Source organism: Streptomyces sp. NPDC059002 (assembly GCF_042740435.1).
GTDB lineage: Bacteria > Actinomycetota > Actinomycetes > Streptomycetales > Streptomycetaceae > Streptomyces.
On sequence record NZ_JBHYJI010000022.1, the window covers coordinates 65,229 to 81,972 of the forward strand.

Consider the following 16,744-nt stretch of genomic DNA (forward strand, 5'->3'; position numbering starts at 1 on the left):
GAACTCGCCCCTGTCTACTTGTCCTTGGCGAAGATCGCGTCCATGTCCCTGGCGGCCTTGTCCGCCGCCTCCTGCACGGACGACTTGCCGGTGAGGATCGACTGGACCATGCCGGGGATGACCTTGGAGGCCTGGATCTCGCCGTACGCCTTGGTCTTCGGGACGGTCGCGCCGGCCTCCAGCATCTGCTTGGCGAACGGCTCGACCAGCGGGTCCTTCTTCGCCTCGATCTTCTTCAGCTCGGAGTTCTGGCCGGGGAAGTAGTTGGTCTGCTCGGCCCACTTGGCGGCGAACTTGCCGGTGGTGAGGAGCTTCACGAACTCCCAGGCGAGGTCCTTCTTGTCCGTGTTGAACGTGGACAGATAGGAGCCGCCGAGGAAGGACTTGCTCATGCCGCCGTTCTCGCCGGGGATCGGCACGGCGCCGAGCTTGCCCTTGAGGTCCGGGTTGGCGTCGACGATGGCCTTCGGGGTCCAGTTGCCGCCGACGGACATCGCGATCTCGCCCTTGTTCCAGGCGTCGCCGACCTCCTTCTCCGTCCAGGTGTTGACCTTGGCCGGGGAGACCTTGTCCTTGGTGGCGAGGCCCGTGTAGTACTCGATGCCCTTGATGGCCTCGGGCGAGTTGATGCCGGACTTCCACGTGCCGCCGGACTCGGTGGCGAGTTCACCGCCCGCGCCCCAGATGAAGGGGGTCGCGAACATCTCGGCGCCGCCCGCCACCGGGAAGGAGACGAGCTTCGGCTCCTTCTCCTTGAGCGTCTTGGCGGTCGCCTGGAGCTCCTTCCACGTGGTCGGGGCCTTCAGGTTGTGCTTCTCGAAGATGTCCTTGCGGTAGACGATGGAGCGGACGCCCGCGTACCACGGCATGCCGTACTGCTTGCCGTCGAGCGTGCCCGCGTCCTTGAGGCCCTCGACGAGATCGTCGTTGAGGCCCGACTTCTTCACCTCGTCGGTGACGTCGACAAGAGCGTCCGTCTCGGCGAACTGCGGCACCCAGGTCGTCCCGACCTCGGCCACGTCGGGCACCTGGTCCGCGCCGCCCTCGATGGCGGTCGTGAACTTCTTCTGGGCGGTGGCCCACTGCTGGTACTCGACGTGGATCTTGGCGCCGGTCTTCTTCTCGAAGGCGTCCCCCGCCTCCTTGAAGAACGGCCTCGCGTCGGGGTTGGTCCCCTCCATGATCCATACGGTGAGGGTCTTGCCCTTGCCGTCGGTGGCCTTGTCGCCCTTGTCGCCGTCATCGCCACCGCACGCCGTGGCGGTCAGTCCGAGACTCATGGCGATACAACCAGCGGCGATGACACGTCGATTCATGCCGGCCCCCTCCAGGTTCCGATTGGTGGGAGCGATTGTGGTCACACCTGGCCGAGGCGGTCTAGACCCATTGGGATAAGCGGCCGAACCGTAATGAGGGTTGCGGGTGACGCAACATGCGCTCATACCGTTGCGCCACACGCAACGCACACGTCACGGCGCCGGGGTGGCGCAAAGGTGCCCGAACGCCACGACGCCCGCCTCCGTCCGGTCGGGGACAAAGCGGGCGCCGCGTCAGTTCCGCACACCGTTGTGCGGGACGTATGAGGGGTCGTACGGAACAAAACCGTACGGGATGAAACCGTACAGAACGAAACCGTGTGCCTAGACCGTCAGGGCCCGGTCCGTCGGGCGGATCGGGGCCGGAAGATCACTCGCACCGGTGAGGAAGCGGTCCACGCCGCGCGCCGCCGAGCGGCCCTCGGCGATCGCCCACACGATGAGCGACTGGCCGCGGCCCGCGTCACCGGCCACGAAGACGCCGGGGACGTTCGTCTGGAAATCGGCGTCGCGCGCGATGTTGCCGCGCTCGTCGAGCTCCAGGGCGAACTGGTCCACCAGACCGTTCTCGCGGTCCGTGCCCGTGAAGCCCATCGCGAGCGTGACCAGCTGGGCGGGGATCTTCCGCTCGGTGCCCGGCTTCCGGGTCAGCTTGCCGTCGACGAACTCCACCTCGACCAGGTGCAGGAACTGGACGTTGCCGTCCTCGTCGCCCTCGAAGTGGGTGGTCGAGACGGAGTAGACCCGCTCGCCGCCCTCCTCGTGCGCGGAGGTCACCTTGTAGAGCATCGGGAAGGTCGGCCAGGGCTGGCCCGCGGCCCGCTCGTCGCCCGGCTTCGGCATGATCTCCAGCTGCGTCACGGAGGCCGCGCCCTGCCGGTGGGCGGTGCCCACGCAGTCCGCGCCCGTGTCGCCGCCGCCGATGACGACGACGTGCTTGCCCTCGGCGGTGATGGGGGGCGCCACGAAGTCGCCCTCCTGCACCTTGTTGGCGAGCGGCAGGTACTCCATGGCGAAGTGGATGCCGTTCAGGTCGCGGCCCGGCACCGGCAGATCGCGGGAGATGGTCGCACCGGCGGCGATGACCACGGCGTCGTACCGCTTGCGCAGCTTCGCCGCGTCCAGGTCGCGGCCGATCTCCACGCCCGTACGGAACTTGGTGCCCTCCGCGCGCATCTGCTCGATGCGGCGGTTGATGTGCCGCTTCTCCATCTTGAACTCGGGGATGCCGTAGCGCAGCAGGCCGCCGATGCGGTCGGCGCGCTCGTAGACGGCGACCGTGTGTCCGGCCCGCGTCAGCTGCTGGGCGGCGGCGAGTCCCGCCGGGCCCGAGCCGATGACGGCGACGGTCTTGCCGGAGAGGCGCTCGGGGGCCTGCGGCGCGACGTCGCCGGTCTCCCACGCCTTGTCGATGATGGAGACCTCGACGTTCTTGATGGTGACGGCGGGCTGGTTGATGCCGAGCACGCACGCCGCCTCGCACGGGGCCGGGCACAGGCGGCCCGTGAACTCCGGGAAGTTGTTCGTGGCGTGCAGCCGCTCCTGCGCGGCCTGCCAGTCCTCGCGGTAGGCGTAGTCGTTCCACTCGGGGATGAGGTTCCCCAGCGGACAGCCGTTGTGGCAGAACGGGATGCCGCAGTCCATGCAGCGCGAGGCCTGCTTGGAGATGATCGGCAGCAGGGACCCGGGAACGTACACCTCGTTCCAGTCCCGCACGCGCTCGCCGACCGGGCGGGTCTCGGCGACCTCGCGGCCGTGGTTCAGGAAGCCCTTGGGATCAGCCATTGGTCGCCGCCTCCATCATCTTCTCGGTGATCTCGGACTCGGAGAGCCCGGCTCGCTCGGCGGCGTCCTTGGCGGCGAGCACTGCCTTGTACGTACTGGGAATGATCTTGCTGAAGCGGTCCACGGACACGGCCCACTCGGCGAGGAGCTTCTCGGCGACGGTGGAGCCCGTCTCCTCCGCGTGGCGGCGCACGACGTCGTGCAGCCACTGCTTGTCGGTCTCGTCGAGGGGCTCGACCGCCGCCAGGTTCCCGGCGTTGACGTTGTCGCGGTCGAGGTCGACGACGTACGCGATGCCGCCCGACATGCCGGCCGCGAAGTTGCGGCCCGTCTCGCCGAGGACCACCGCGTGGCCGCCGGTCATGTACTCGCAGCCGTGGTCGCCCACGCCCTCGGAGACGACCGTCGCGCCGGAGTTGCGGACGCAGAAGCGCTCGCCGGTGCGGCCGCGCAGGAACAGCTCGCCGCCGGTCGCGCCGTACGCGATGGTGTTGCCCGCGATCGTCGAGTACTCGGCGAGGTGGTCGGCGCCCCGGTCCGGGCGGACCACGATGCGGCCGCCCGAAAGGCCCTTGCCCACATAGTCGTTGGCGTCGCCCTCCAGGCGCAGCGTCACACCGCGCGGCACGAACGCGCCGAACGACTGGCCCGCCGAGCCGGTGAAGGTGATGTCGATGGTGTCGTCGGGCAGGCCCGCGCCACCGAACTTCTTCGTCACCTCGTGGCCGAGCATGGTGCCGACCGTGCGGTTGATGTTGCGGATGGCGACCTGGGCGCGCACCGGGTGCGCCTCCGTGGCGCTGGACGCGGCGAGGGCGTCGGCGGCGAGCTTGATCAGCTCGTTGTCGAGCGCCTTCTCCAGGCCGTGGTCCTGGACCGTGATCTGGTGCCGGACGGCGCCCGCGGGCAGCGACGGCACGTGGAAGAGCGGCGCCAGGTCGAGGCCCTGCGCCTTCCAGTGGCTGACGGCCTTCTCCGTGTCGAGCAGCTCGGCGTGGCCGACGGCCTCCTCGATGGAGCGGAAGCCGAGCTCGGCGAGGAGCTCACGGACCTCTTCGGCGATGAACTCGAAGAAGTTCACGACGAATTCGGGCTTGCCGGAGAAGCGGTCGCGCAGCGCCGGGTTCTGCGTGGCGATGCCGACCGGGCAGGTGTCCAGGTGGCAGACGCGCATCATGACGCAGCCGGAGACGACGAGCGGCGCGGTCGCGAAACCGAACTCCTCGGCGCCGAGCAGCGCGGCGATGACGACGTCGCGGCCGGTCTTCAGCTGGCCGTCGGTCTGCACGACGATGCGGTCGCGCAGGCCGTTGAGCAGCAGGGTCTGCTGGGTCTCGGCGAGGCCGAGCTCCCAAGGTCCGCCCGCGTGCTTGAGGGAGGTCAGCGGCGAGGCGCCCGTACCGCCGTCGTGTCCCGAGATGAGGACGACGTCCGCGTGCGCCTTGGAGACACCCGCGGCGACCGTGCCGACGCCGACCTCGGAGACCAGCTTGACGTGAATCCGCGCCTGCGGGTTCGCGTTCTTCAGGTCGTGGATCAGCTGGGCCAGGTCCTCGATGGAGTAGATGTCGTGGTGCGGCGGCGGCGAGATGAGGCCGACGCCGGGCGTCGAGTGACGCGTCTTGGCGACCCACGGGTACACCTTGTGGCCGGGCAGCTGGCCGCCCTCGCCGGGCTTGGCGCCCTGCGCCATCTTGATCTGGATGTCGTCGGCGTTGACCAGGTACTCGGAGGTCACACCGAAGCGGCCGGACGCGACCTGCTTGATGGAGGAGCGGCGCGCCGGGTCGTAGAGGCGGTCCGCGTCCTCGCCGCCCTCGCCGGTGTTGGACTTGCCGCCCAGCTGGTTCATGGCGATGGCGAGCGTCTCGTGCGCCTCGCGGGAGATCGAGCCGTACGACATGGCGCCGGTCGAGAACCGCTTGACGATCTCGGTGACGGGCTCGACCTCGTCGATGGAGATCGAGGGGCGCCCGCTCTTGAAGCCGAAGAGTCCGCGCAGCGTCATCAGGCGCTCGGACTGCTCGTTCACGCGGCCCGTGTACTGCTTGAAGATGTCGTAGCGGCGGCTGCGCGTGGAGTGCTGGAGGCGGAAGACCGTCTCCGGGTCGAACAGGTGCGGCTCGCCCTCGCGGCGCCACTGGTACTCGCCGCCGATCTCCAGGGCGCGGTGCGCCGAGGGGATGCCGGAGGCCGGGTACGCCTTGGCGTGCCGGGCGGCGACCTCCTTGGCGACGACGTCGAGACCGGCGCCGCCGATCTTCGTCGTGGTGCCCGCGAAGTACCGCTCCACGAAGGCCTCTTCGAGACCGACGGCCTCGAAGACCTGGGCGCCGCGGTAGGAGGCGACGGTGGAGATGCCCATCTTGGACATGACCTTCAGGACGCCCTTGCCGAGGGCGTGGATCAGGTTGCGGATGGCCTGCTCGGCCTCGATCCCGGGCAGGAAGGTGCCCGCGCGGACCAGGTCCTCGACGGACTCCATCGCGAGGTAGGGGTTGACGGCCGCGGCGCCGTAGCCGATGAGGAGGGCCACGTGGTGGACCTCGCGCACATCGCCCGCCTCGACGAGCAGACCCACCTCGGTGCGCTGCTTCGTACGGATGAGGTGGTGGTGGACGGCGGCGGTGAGCAGCAGCGAGGGGATCGGCGCGTGCTCGGCGTCGGAGTGCCGGTCGGAGAGCACGATGAGGCGGGCGCCGGCCTCGATGGCGGCGTCGGTCTCGGCGCAGATCTCGTCGATACGGGTGGCGAGGGCGTCCCCGCCGCCGCTGACGCGGTAGAGGCCGGCGAGCGTGGCGGCCTTCATGCCGGGCATGTCGCCGTCGGCGTTGATGTGGATGAGCTTGGCCAGCTCGTCGTTGTCGATCACCGGGAAGGGCAGGGTGACGCTGCGACAGGACGCGGCGGTCGGGTCGAGCAGATTGCCCTGCGGGCCCAGCGAGCTGTGCAGCGAGGTGACGAGCTCCTCGCGGATGGCGTCCAGCGGCGGGTTGGTGACCTGCGCGAACAGCTGGGTGAAGTAGTCGAAGATCAGCCGCGGGCGCTCGGAGAGGGCCGCGATCGGGGTGTCCGTGCCCATGGAGCCGAGCGGCTCGCCGCCGGTCTTGGCCATCGGCGCGAGGATGACGCGCAGCTCTTCCTCGGTGTAGCCGAAGGTCTGCTGGCGGCGCGTGACGGAGGCGTGCGTGTGCACGATGTGCTCGCGCTCGGGCAGGTCGGACAGCTCGATCTCGCCGGCCTCCAGCCACTCCTGGTAGGGGTGCTCGGCGGCGAGCGCGGCCTTGATCTCGTCGTCCTCGACGATGCGGTGCTCGGCGGTGTCGACGAGGAACATCTTGCCGGGCTGCAGGCGGCCCTTGCGGACGACCTTCGCGGGGTCGATGTCGAGGACGCCGACCTCGGAGCCGAGGACGACGAGGCCGTCGTCGGTGACCCAGTAGCGCCCCGGGCGCAGGCCGTTGCGGTCGAGGACGGCGCCCACCTGCGTGCCGTCGGTGAACGTCACGCACGCCGGGCCGTCCCAGGGCTCCATCATCGTGGAGTGGAACTGGTAGAAGGCGCGCCGGTCCGGGTCCATGGAGGCGTGGTTCTCCCAGGCCTCCGGGATCATCATCAGGACCGAGTGCGGCAGCGAACGCCCGCCGAGGTGCAGGAGTTCGAGCACCTCGTCGAAGGACGCGGAGTCGGAGGCGTCGGGTGTGCAGATCGGGAAGACCCGGTCGATCTTCTCCTGGCCGAAGAGGTCGGAGGCGAGCTGCGACTCACGGGCGCGCATCCAGTTGCGGTTGCCCTTGACGGTGTTGATCTCGCCGTTGTGCGCGACGAAGCGGTACGGGTGCGCGAGCGGCCAGCTCGGGAACGTGTTCGTCGAGAAGCGGGAGTGGACCAGCGCGACGGCCGTGGCGAAGCGGCGGTCGGAGAGGTCGGGGAAGAAGGGCTCCAGCTGTCCGGTGGTCAGCATGCCCTTGTAGACGATGGTGCGGGCGGAGAGCGAGGGGAAGTACGTCCCGGCCTCGCGCTCGGCGCGCTTGCGCAGCACGAACGCCTTGCGGTCGAGCGCCAGGCCCTTGCTGTCGCCGTCGGCGACGAAGATCTGCCGGAACACGGGCATCGTCGAGCGGGCGGTGGCGCCGAGCAGCTCGGGGGCGACGGGGACGTCGCGCCAGCCGAGGACGGTCAGGCCCTCCTCGGAGGCGATCGTCTCGATCTGTGAGACGGCGGCATCGGTGGTGCCCGCGGTGTCCACGGGCAGGAAGGCGATGCCGACGGCGTAGGCACCGGCCTCGGGGAGCTGGAATCCGGCCACCTCGCGCAGGAAGGCGTCCGGCACCTGGAGCAGGATGCCCGCGCCGTCGCCGGAGTCCGGCTCGGAGCCCGTGGCACCGCGGTGCTCGAGATTGCGCAGTACCGTCAGCGCCTGTTCGACCAGGTCATGGCTGGCAACACCGGTGAGGGTGGCCACGAACCCGACACCGCAGGCGTCGTGTTCGTTACGGGGGTCGTACATCCCCTGGGGGGCGGGGCGACCGTCCATGGGCGACCAGGCGTGGGTACGCATCGGCACTCCCGTCGTCGTCGTGGCATATGCAGAAGGCGAGGGACGACGTTGGCCCTGGCGAAATTTCGTGCAGGTTACATGATGGAACGCTTCTCGAAAAGCGGATAGCTCATTCCACCATGTGGACACCGCCCACTGAGGTGGGGAGCGGCGAAGAGGAGACCTTTGCGGACAGATCGGTGACCGGAGGCCCTGCGCGGCACAGGCCTCATTGCCCGCAGCGCTTACGGCTCATGCCCGGTGGTTAAGGAATCGAAACCGCCGAGTAACGGCTACTTATGCAAGGTCCCGCATAGCCCTGCACGGCCTTATCCTACGGCCGTCCCGAACAAGCTGCCCAGGGCGTACGTCACACCGGCCGCCGCACCACCGAGCGCGAGCTGCCGAAGACCACTGAACCACCAGGACCTCGCCGTCACCTTGGCCACCACGGCACCGCAGGCGAAGAGCCCGATCAGGGCGAGCAGCAGGGCGGGCCACAGCACGGTGGCGCCGAGCAGATACGGCAGTACGGGAAGCAGCGCGCCCAGCGCGAACGACCCGAAGGACGAGACGGCGGCGACGGTCGGCGAGGGCAGATCGCCCGGGTCGATGCCGAGCTCCTCGCGGGCGTGGATCTCCAGGGCCTGCTCGGGATCCTTGGACAGCTGCCGGGCGACCTCGCGGGCCAGCTCGGGCTCGACGCCGCGCGAGGCGTACAGCTCGGCAAGCTCCTTCTCCTCGTCCTTGGGGTGCTTGCGCAACTCCCGGCGCTCGACGTCCAGTTCGGCCTGGACGAGCTCGCGCTGCGAGGCGACGGAGGTGTATTCGCCCGCCGCCATGGAGAAGGCGCCCGCAGCGAGCCCCGCGAGACCGGTGATGACGATGGTCTCCCGCGAGACGGCACCGCCCGCGACACCGGTCATCAGGGCCAGGTTCGAGACGAGGCCGTCCATCGCGCCGAAGACCGCGGGGCGCAGCCAGCCACCGTTCACATCGCGGTGGGTGTGGTTGTCGCGGTGCGCCTCGTGCAGTGTCGCTTCGGTCTCGATGATCGCCATGGTCGGCCCCCTCTTTCATGCTTGGACGACCTCGAAAGTACGCGCGAAAAAAATCTCCCGCCAGCAAGGAAGGCCGTACTTACCTGCGAAAACGCGCCTCCCGGAGGGCCCTCTCGACCACCCGGATCCGCGCCTCCCGACGGGCGAAGGAGTGATCTGAGCTTCGGGGCGCTCGTGTGAGCGCACCGCGTGGCAGACATCCACCAAGCACCGCAGCACCCCCGCACCGCACCCAGCGGTCCGCACAAGGCCCGCGGCCCGCGCACAAGGGAGGCACGGCATGGCAGCCACCGCATGCGTTCCCTCGGTCCCGCCGCCCGGCGACGCCGACGACCTCCGCGAGCGGGCGCGCGGCGCACTGCTCGGCCTCGCGGTCGGCGACGCGCTCGGCGCCCCCGCGGAGAACATGAAACCGTCCGAGATCCGCCGCCGTTGGGGCCGTATCACCGGGTACGTCGCCGAGCATCCGGCCGGCACGGACGACACCGAGTACGCGATCTTCTCCGGCCTGCTGCTCGCCCGGCACGGCTCCGCGCTGACGGTCGCGCACGTCGAGGCGGCCTGGCACCAGTGGATCGCGGACCTGGACGAAGGCCCGTTCCGCGGCGCGGGCTTCAGCGAACGCGGCACCCTGGAGAACCTGCGCAGGGGCCTGGCCGCCCCCATCTCCGCCCAGCACCGGCACGCGTGGAGCGACGGTCTCGCGATGCGGGCCGCACCCTTCGGCGTCTTCGCGGCGGGCCGCCCGCACGAAGCGGCCCGTCTCGTCGCGATCGACGGCTCCGTCAGCCACGACGGCGAGGGCATCTACGGCGGCCAGGCGGTGGCGGCGGGCGTCGCGGCGGCGATGGCGGGAGCCCGGGTCGACACCGTGGTGGCCGCGGCCCTCGCCGCCATCCCCGACGACTGCTGGACGTCCCGCTCGCTGCGCCGCGCGGTGGCCGTCGCACGGCGCGGCGAACGCGCGGTCCGCTCCGCGGTGGTGATCGGCGGCTACCCCTGGACCGACCTCGCGCCGGAGGCGGTGGGCCTCGCCTTCGGGGCGTACGCGGCGGCGCGCGGCGACTTCTCCACGGCCGTCCTGACCGCGGTCAACATGGGCCGCGACGCGGACACGACGGCGGCGGTCGCGGGAGCCCTGTCCGGCGCCACGTGCGGCGCCGCGGCGATCCCCCGCTCCTGGTCCGCCGCGATCGGCCCGGCCAAGGGCAGCTGCCTCCCCTCGATGCGGGGCCATCACGTGCTGGACATCGCGGAGTTGCTGACACCCGACCCCGAGGAGGGAACGTGACTGCTGTGCCCCCGGTGCAGGGCGCCGATCACGGAGGCAGCAAGGCGTCGCAGGCAGCGGGCCTCCTCCTGGGCCTGGCCGCAGGCGACGCCGCCGGGTGGCCGGCCGCCCGTCACAGAGCGGCCCGTATGCCCGAGTGGACACGAAGGCTCACCCGCGAACTCGACACGTTCGCCGAGCAGAACGCCACGACCACCCTCCCCGTCCCGATCGCCCTGAACCAGCCGCCCGAGCCCCTGCGCCTCGGCCCGTCCGACGACGCCGAATGGGCGGCCTTCACCGCGGAGTCCGTGCTCCGCGCGGCGGACGGCACCCTCAGCGCCGCGCTGAGCGCGGACCGCCGCGTCCGAGCAGCACTCGACCTCTCCTGGAACTCCCTCGCCGCCGAAGTCTCCGCGGCGGCGGCCCGCGCCCCCGAGGTCGAATCGGCGGTGCTCCCGCTGCGCGCCCGGATCTCCGTGCGCGCGGGCCTCGGCAACCTCGCGGCGGGCCTGCGCCCGCCCGCCACCGGCCACGACAACCCGCACTACTTCGACGACGCCGCCTGCGTACGCGCCTGTGTGCTGGCCCTCGTCCACCCAGGGCGCCCCGAACAGGCCGCGGCCCTCGCCGAGTTCGACGCCCGCTTCACCCAGGACGGCGACGGCGTGCACGGCGCCCGTGCGATGGCGGCGGCGATCGCGGCCGCGCTCGGCGGGGCGGACGTCGACGCCATGGTGGACAGCGCGCTCGAACAGCTCCCCGAGCACACGGAGATCGGCCGCAACGCCCGCCACGCCGTCAAGCTCGCCCGCGCCGACGCGACGGACGACGGCGGCGCCTTCGCCCTCGTACCGCTCCTGGAACACCAGATCGTCGACCACGTCTACAGCTACGGCATCGCCGCCGCCGAGACCGTCCCGGTCGCCCTCGCCCTGACCACCGCCGCCCGCGGCCGGATCCGCGAGGCGGTGCCCGCCGCCGCGTGCCTGTCCCGCGTCGCCGACTCTGCGCCCGCCCTCGCCGGGGCGCTGACCGGCACGCTCGGCACGGCGGCCGCGCTTCCCGAGGCGTGGCAGGACGCCTGCCGCACCCTGTCCGGCTGCGCGCTCCCCCGCCTCGCGGGCACCGACCTGGTGGAACTCGCCGGGCAGTTGAGCCGCGTGGAACTCGCCGGAAGGCCGAGCCGCGCGGAACCCACGGAACCGGCCACTCCAGGTGGACAATTCCGGCATGACGCCCACACCCAGCACTCCGGAACCCGGCATCCCAGCACCCGGCGGCCCGACGGCCCACACCCCTGACCTGGCCGACCGCATCACGGGCAGCCTCGTCGGAGCGGCGGTCGGCGACGCGCTCGGCGGCCCCGTCGAGGGGTACGCCCCGGAGCAGATCGCCGAGCGGCACGGCGGCCGCGTCCGGGGCGTCGTCGGCCCCTGGAACGGCGACCGGTGGCGTACGGCCCGCCCCATCGCGCCGTACCACAAGGGCGACGGGCACGTCACCGACGACACCTTGATGACGCACGCCCTCGTCCGCGTCTACGACACCGTCCGCGACCACCTCGACGCGTACGCGGTCGCCGACCACCTGGTCCCCGACCTGATGACGACGCCCCGCTGGATCCCGGAGCTGGAGGCCGAGGCGATCCCCCTGCACCGGATCTTCCTCGCCGAGAAGTGGCTCGCCGCCCGCCTGCACTACGGCCACGTCGACCCGCGCGAGGCGGGCACCGGCAACATCGTCAACTGCGGTGCCGCGATGTACATGGCGCCGGTCGGCCTGGTCAACGCGGCCCACCCGACGGCCGCGTACGCCGAGGCGCTCGACGTCGCGGGCGCCCACCAGTCGTCGTACGGCCGGGAGGCGGCGGGCGTCTTCGCGGCGGCGGTCGCGGCCGCCTGCGCGCCGGGCGCGAGCCCGGAATCGGTGATCGCCACCTGCCTGGACCTGGCCAAGGACGGGACGCGCGCGGCGATCGAGGCGGTGACCGAAGTGGCCGCGGGCCACCGGGACTTCGAGACGGCGCTCGCCCCGCTGCGCGCCGCCGTCGCCCCCTTCGACACGGTCGGCCCCGACTACCGCGCCCCGTCCCTCGGCGCCCGCCGCCCCTCCCGGCTGCACTCCATCGAGGAACTCCCCATCGCCCTCGGCATGCTCCTGGTCGGCGAGGCCGACTACCGCCGCACGGTCCTCGGCTCGGTCAACTACGGCAGGGACTGCGACTCCATCGCGACGATGAGCGGCGCGATCGTGGGCGCGCTGCGGGGCGAGTCGGCGATCCCCCGCGACTGGTCCAAGACGGTCGCCGAGGCCAGCCGCCTCGACCTGCACGCCCCGGCGAGGGTCCTCACGGACGTGACGCAGGAGATCTTCACCCGCGACGTGCGCCACCGCCGCGCCCACGAAGCCGCCTTCGCAGCACTCACGGCCACCCGATGATCCGCCTGACCTGGGTCCAGCCGGAGGACCTGCTCGGCCACGAACTCCGCCAGGCGGAACTGGAGGGCCGCGACGTCACGTCGGCACGTTCCCGCTGGCTGGCGGCGGGCGGCCACGAGGCGCCACCGCGCGCGGGGGCGTCCCCGAGCCCGGCCCCACCACACGTCCGCGCCTTGGCGGAACGACTTCTGGACGAGTTGGCTTGCGCCTCCGCAACGGTGCTCGGCACCGAGGCGTTGTGCCCACCCGTGCCGCCCTGCGGCACGCCTGCCCACAACGGGGGCCTCCGCGAACGCCTCCACGCCGCCTGGCTGGGCAGAGCCGCAGGCTGCCTCCTGGGCAAGCCGGTGGAAAAGCTCCCGCTGGAAGGCATCCGCCACCTGGCCAAGGCCACCGGCAACTGGCCCCTCAGCACCTGGTTCACGGAAAGAGGCGTCCCGCCCGAGCTCAGGGCAACACACCCCTGGAACAAGCGCTCCGCACACACCTCCCTCGCCGAGAACATCGACGGCATGCCCGAGGACGACGACCTCAACTACCCCCTCCTCAACCTCGTCCTCCTCCAGCGCCACGGAAAGACCTTCACCACCACGGACGTGGCCCGGCTCTGGCTCGAAGAGCTCCCCGCAGGCCGCACCTTCACCGCCGAACGCGTCGCCTACCGCAACCTCCTCAACGGCATCGAGCCCCCGCACACCGCCACCCACCGCAACCCGTTCCGCGAGTGGATCGGCGCCCTGATCCGCGCCGACGTGCACGGCTGGACGAACCCGGGCGCCCCGGAGGCCGCCGCCGAACAGGCGCACCGCGACGCGGCCCTGACCCACACGGCGAACGGCGTCCACGGCGCGGCGTTCGCGGCGGCGACGGTCGCCGAGGCGGCGGGCGGACGCAGCGACGTGCACGGCTGTCTGCGGGCCGGACTCGCCGTCGTACCGCCGGACTCCCGGCTCGCCCGCGCCGTCCGGCACGGCGTCCGACTGGCCGAGCGGGAAAAGGACTTCGACCGTGTGGTCGACCTGCTGCACGCCGCGTACGCCGGACACCACTGGGTCCATGTCGTCCCGAACGCCGCCCTGATCGCCGCCGCGCTCACGCACGCCGACGGCGACTTCAGCGGCTCCATCACCCGCGCGGTCTCCGGCGGCTGGGACACCGACTCGAACGGCGCGACCGCGGGGTCGGTCGCGGGCCTGCTCGCCGGGCGCCCGGACCGCGTACCGGACCGCTGGACGACCCCTCTGAAGAACCAACTGGCCACGTCCATCGGCGACTTCGACGGCATCGGCTTCGACACCCTCGCAGAACTCACCGCCCGGGAGGCACACCGCTCATGACCCCCACGCCCCACATCGCCGTCCTCGGCAGCGCCAACATGGACCTCGTCGCGTACGTCGCCAAGGCCCCGCAGCGCGGGGAGACCGTGACCGGACGCGAGTTCCGTACCGCCCCCGGCGGCAAGGGCGCCAACCAGGCCGTCGCCGCGGCCCGCGCGGGCGCCACCGTCTCGATGATCGGCGCGGTCGGCAACGACGCCTACGGCACCCGGCTCCGCGCCGCGCTCGACCACTCCGGCGTCGACACCGACCTGCTGCGCACCGTCGAGACGACGACCGGCACCGCGCACATCGTGGTCGACGACGAGGGCGGCAACTCGATCGTCGTCATCCCCGGCGCCAACGGCACGCTCACCGCCCTCGCCCCCGGCGACGAAGGCCTGATCGCCTCCGCCGACGCGCTCCTGCTCCAGCTGGAGGTCCCGGCCGAGGTCGTACTCGCCGCCGCGCAGGCCGCCCGCAGACACGGCGTACGCACCGTCCTCACCCCGGCTCCCGCCCAGTCCCTGCCGCCCGAACTCCTGGCCGCCACCGATCTGTTGCTGCCCAACGAACACGAGGCGGCCGCGCTCACCGGCATCACGGACGACCCGCACGCGGCCGCGGGCGCGCTGCTCTCCCAGGTCCCGGAGGTCGTGATCACCCTGGGCTCGCGCGGCAGCCTGTACGCGGCCCGGGGCGCCGAGCCGGTCACGGTGCCCGCGCGCCAGGTCACCGCGGTCGACACGACGGGCGCGGGCGACACCTTCGCGGGCACCCTCGCGGTGGCGGTCGCCGAGGGCAACTCCGTGCCGGACGCGCTCCGTTGGGCGTCGTCGGCGGCCGCGCTCTCCGTGCAGCGGGCCGGGGCGTCGGCGTCCATGCCGTACCGCACGGAGATCGACGGCGAGGCGGACCGCACCTCATGACCGCTCCCCTGACCGGCCTGCGCGTCCTCGACCTGGCCACCCTCTTCGCGGGCCCGCTCGCCGCCACGATGCTCGGCGACTTCGGCGCGGAGGTCATCAAGGTCGAGCACCCCACCCGCCCCGACCCCTCCCGCGGCCACGGCCCGTCGAAGGACGGCGTCGGCCTGTGGTGGAAGCTGCTCGGCCGCAACAAGCGCACGATGACGCTCGACCTGTCGACGCCCGGCGGCCGCGACACCCTCCTGCGCCTGGCCGCCACCGCCGACGTGATCGTCGAGAACTTCCGCCCCGGCACCCTGGAGAAGTGGGACCTGGGCTGGGCGGAGCTGCACGCCGCCAACCCCCGCCTCGTCCTGGCCCGCGTCACCGGCTTCGGCCAGTTCGGCCCCTACTCCCGCCGCCCCGGCTTCGGCACGCTCGCCGAGGCGATGAGCGGTTTCGCCGCGATCACGGGCGAGGCCGAAGGGCCGCCCACGCTCCCGCCGTTCGGCCTCGCCGACTCGATCGCGGGCCTGGCGACGGCGTACGCGGTGATGACGGCGCTCGCGGCCCGCGACCGCACCGGCCGCGGCCAGGTCGTCGACATGGCGATCATCGAGCCGATCCTCACCGTCCTCGGCCCCCAGCCGCTCTGGTACGACCAGTTGGGCCACGTACAGCCCCGCACCGGCAACCGCTCCACCAACAACGCGCCCCGCAACACCTACCGCACGGCGGACGGCGACTGGGTCGCCGTCTCCACATCGGCCCAGTCGATCGCGGAACGCGTCATGCACCTGGTCGGCCGCCCCGAACTGATCGCCGAGCCGTGGTTCGCGACGGGCGCGGACCGCGCACGCCACGCGGACGTCCTGGACGAGGCCGTGGGCACCTGGATCGCGCGCCACACCCGCTCCGAGGTGATCGACGCCTTCGAGAAGGCGGAGGCGGCGGTCGCCCCCATCCAGGACGTACGCGACGTCATGACGGACCCTCAGTACGCGGCCCTGGACACCATCACCACGGTCGCCGACCCGGAGCTGGGCACGCTGCGCATGCAGAACGTCCTCTTCCGGCTCTCCGAGACCCCCGGCGCGATCACCTGGGCGGGCCGCCCGCACGGCGCGGACACCGACGCGGTCCTCACCGAACTCGGCCTGACGGAACGGGAGATCACCACCCTGCGCAAGGAGGGCGCCCTGTGATCACACCCCACCCCCTCACCTGGCTGTATGTCCCCGGGGACCGTCCCGACGTGGTGGCCAAGGCCCTCCTCGCCCGCGCCGACGTCGTGATCATCGACCTGGAGGACGCGGTCGCCCCCGACCGCAAGGAGTACGCCAGATCGGCCACCGCCGAACTCCTCGCGCAGCCGCAGCCCGTCCCCGTGCACGTCCGCGTGAACGCCCTGGACAGCCCGCTCGCCGATGCCGACCTCCGCGCGATCGCCCCGCTCCCCGGCGTCGCAGGGCTGCGGCTGCCCAAGGTCGCCTCCCGCGCCGACGTCATCCGGGTCGCGGAACGCGCCGTCCCCGCCGACGGCGGCGCCCCCACCCTCTACGCCCTCATCGAGTCCGCGCTCGGCCTGGAACACGCCTTCGCCATCGCCACCGCGCACCCCGCCCTGCACGGCCTCTCCCTCGGCGAGGCGGACCTCCGCGCCGACCTGGGCGTACGGGACGAGGCGGGCCTCGACTGGGCGCGTTCCCGCGTGGTGGTCGCCGCACGGGCGGCAGGACTCGCGCCGCCCGCCCAGTCGGTCCACCCCGACATCCGCGACATCGAGGGCCTCACCGCGTCCTGCGCCCGCGGCCGCGCCCTCGGCTTCCTGGGCCGCGCGGCGATCCACCCCCGCCAGCTCCCGGTGATCGAACGGGCCTACCTCCCCACGCCCGAGGAGATCGAGCGTGCGGAGGAGATCACCAAGGCGGCGGCGACGGACGAGGGAGCCCTGGCGCTGCCGGACGGCCGCTTCGTGGACAAGGCGGTGGTGGAAGGCGCCCAGCGGGTCCTCGCCCTGGCCAACAGGACGTAGCCGCACCGCCAACGCCATGGGGCCGCCGGATCGTGTGATCCGGCGGCCCCATCGACGTACAACAGGCGAAG

At 71.9% G+C, this 16,744-nt stretch carries 11 protein-coding genes; 7 read left to right on the forward strand and 4 right to left on the reverse strand.

Annotated features, from left to right (window positions below; all coding sequences use genetic code 11):
• Positions 1-14 precede the first annotated feature (14 nt).
• The 4 genes from ACFWZ2_RS21130 to ACFWZ2_RS21145 form a co-directional block, all read right to left on the reverse strand.
• Positions 15-1,316 (reverse strand): sugar ABC transporter substrate-binding protein, encoded by a 1,302-nt coding sequence (locus tag ACFWZ2_RS21130; RefSeq protein WP_384547812.1) that lies wholly within the window; start codon positions 1,314-1,316, stop codon positions 15-17.
• Positions 1,317-1,640: 324 nt separating this feature from the next.
• Complete coding sequence (locus ACFWZ2_RS21135) at positions 1,641-3,101, reverse strand: glutamate synthase subunit beta (protein ID WP_384547814.1); 1,461 nt, start codon at positions 3,099-3,101, stop codon at positions 1,641-1,643.
• Positions 3,094-7,662: a glutamate synthase large subunit gene (gltB, locus tag ACFWZ2_RS21140; RefSeq protein WP_384547815.1), complete on the reverse strand. Its 4,569-nt coding sequence runs from the start codon at positions 7,660-7,662 to the stop codon at positions 3,094-3,096. The genes ACFWZ2_RS21135 and gltB overlap by 8 nt, the downstream gene beginning before the upstream one ends.
• 308 nt (positions 7,663-7,970) lie before the next feature.
• Positions 7,971-8,702 (reverse strand): VIT1/CCC1 transporter family protein, encoded by a 732-nt coding sequence (locus tag ACFWZ2_RS21145; protein WP_384547817.1) that lies wholly within the window; start codon positions 8,700-8,702, stop codon positions 7,971-7,973.
• A 280-nt stretch (positions 8,703-8,982) separates the two neighbouring features.
• Here ACFWZ2_RS21145 and ACFWZ2_RS21150 point away from each other — a divergent pair, with 280 nt between their 5' ends.
• The 7 genes from ACFWZ2_RS21150 to ACFWZ2_RS21180 are packed head-to-tail and all read left to right on the forward strand — an operon-like array spanning position 8,983 to position 16,673.
• Positions 8,983-9,993: an ADP-ribosylglycohydrolase family protein gene (locus tag ACFWZ2_RS21150; RefSeq protein WP_384547819.1), complete on the forward strand. Its 1,011-nt coding sequence runs from the start codon at positions 8,983-8,985 to the stop codon at positions 9,991-9,993.
• Positions 9,990-11,276, forward strand: coding sequence for an ADP-ribosylglycohydrolase family protein (locus ACFWZ2_RS21155; RefSeq protein ID WP_384547821.1), 1,287 nt, complete (start codon positions 9,990-9,992; stop codon positions 11,274-11,276). The genes ACFWZ2_RS21150 and ACFWZ2_RS21155 overlap by 4 nt, the downstream gene beginning before the upstream one ends.
• Positions 11,206-12,414 (forward strand): ADP-ribosylglycohydrolase family protein, encoded by a 1,209-nt coding sequence (locus ACFWZ2_RS21160; protein WP_384547823.1) that lies wholly within the window; start codon positions 11,206-11,208, stop codon positions 12,412-12,414. Before ACFWZ2_RS21155 ends, ACFWZ2_RS21160 begins: the two co-directional genes overlap by 71 nt.
• Complete coding sequence (locus ACFWZ2_RS21165) at positions 12,411-13,751, forward strand: ADP-ribosylglycohydrolase family protein (RefSeq protein ID WP_384547825.1); 1,341 nt, start codon at positions 12,411-12,413, stop codon at positions 13,749-13,751. Before ACFWZ2_RS21160 ends, ACFWZ2_RS21165 begins: the two co-directional genes overlap by 4 nt.
• Positions 13,748-14,659, forward strand: coding sequence for a ribokinase (gene rbsK, locus ACFWZ2_RS21170; protein WP_384547826.1), 912 nt, complete (start codon positions 13,748-13,750; stop codon positions 14,657-14,659). The genes ACFWZ2_RS21165 and rbsK overlap by 4 nt, the downstream gene beginning before the upstream one ends.
• The gene (locus ACFWZ2_RS21175; RefSeq protein ID WP_384547828.1) at positions 14,656-15,843 is read left to right on the forward strand and encodes a CaiB/BaiF CoA transferase family protein; all 1,188 of its coding nucleotides are present in this window, start codon (positions 14,656-14,658) and stop codon (positions 15,841-15,843) included. Before rbsK ends, ACFWZ2_RS21175 begins: the two co-directional genes overlap by 4 nt.
• Complete coding sequence (locus tag ACFWZ2_RS21180) at positions 15,843-16,673, forward strand: HpcH/HpaI aldolase/citrate lyase family protein (RefSeq protein ID WP_384547911.1); 831 nt, start codon at positions 15,843-15,845, stop codon at positions 16,671-16,673. Before ACFWZ2_RS21175 ends, ACFWZ2_RS21180 begins: the two co-directional genes overlap by 1 nt.
• Positions 16,674-16,744 lie beyond the last annotated feature (71 nt).

Coding starts and splice junctions, on each gene's coding strand:
- ACFWZ2_RS21165 (WP_384547825.1), top strand. CDS start 12,411: ATGATCCGCCTGACCTGGGTCCAGCCGGAGGACCTGCTCGGCCACGAA.
- ACFWZ2_RS21160 (WP_384547823.1), top strand. CDS start 11,206: ATGACGCCCACACCCAGCACTCCGGAACCCGGCATCCCAGCACCCGGC.
- ACFWZ2_RS21130 (WP_384547812.1), bottom strand. CDS start 1,316: ATGAATCGACGTGTCATCGCCGCTGGTTGTATCGCCATGAGTCTCGGA.
- gltB (WP_384547815.1), bottom strand. CDS start 7,662: ATGCGTACCCACGCCTGGTCGCCCATGGACGGTCGCCCCGCCCCCCAG.
- ACFWZ2_RS21135 (WP_384547814.1), bottom strand. CDS start 3,101: ATGGCTGATCCCAAGGGCTTCCTGAACCACGGCCGCGAGGTCGCCGAG.
- ACFWZ2_RS21175 (WP_384547828.1), top strand. CDS start 14,656: ATGACCGCTCCCCTGACCGGCCTGCGCGTCCTCGACCTGGCCACCCTC.
- rbsK (WP_384547826.1), top strand. CDS start 13,748: ATGACCCCCACGCCCCACATCGCCGTCCTCGGCAGCGCCAACATGGAC.
- ACFWZ2_RS21150 (WP_384547819.1), top strand. CDS start 8,983: ATGGCAGCCACCGCATGCGTTCCCTCGGTCCCGCCGCCCGGCGACGCC.
- ACFWZ2_RS21145 (WP_384547817.1), bottom strand. CDS start 8,702: ATGGCGATCATCGAGACCGAAGCGACACTGCACGAGGCGCACCGCGAC.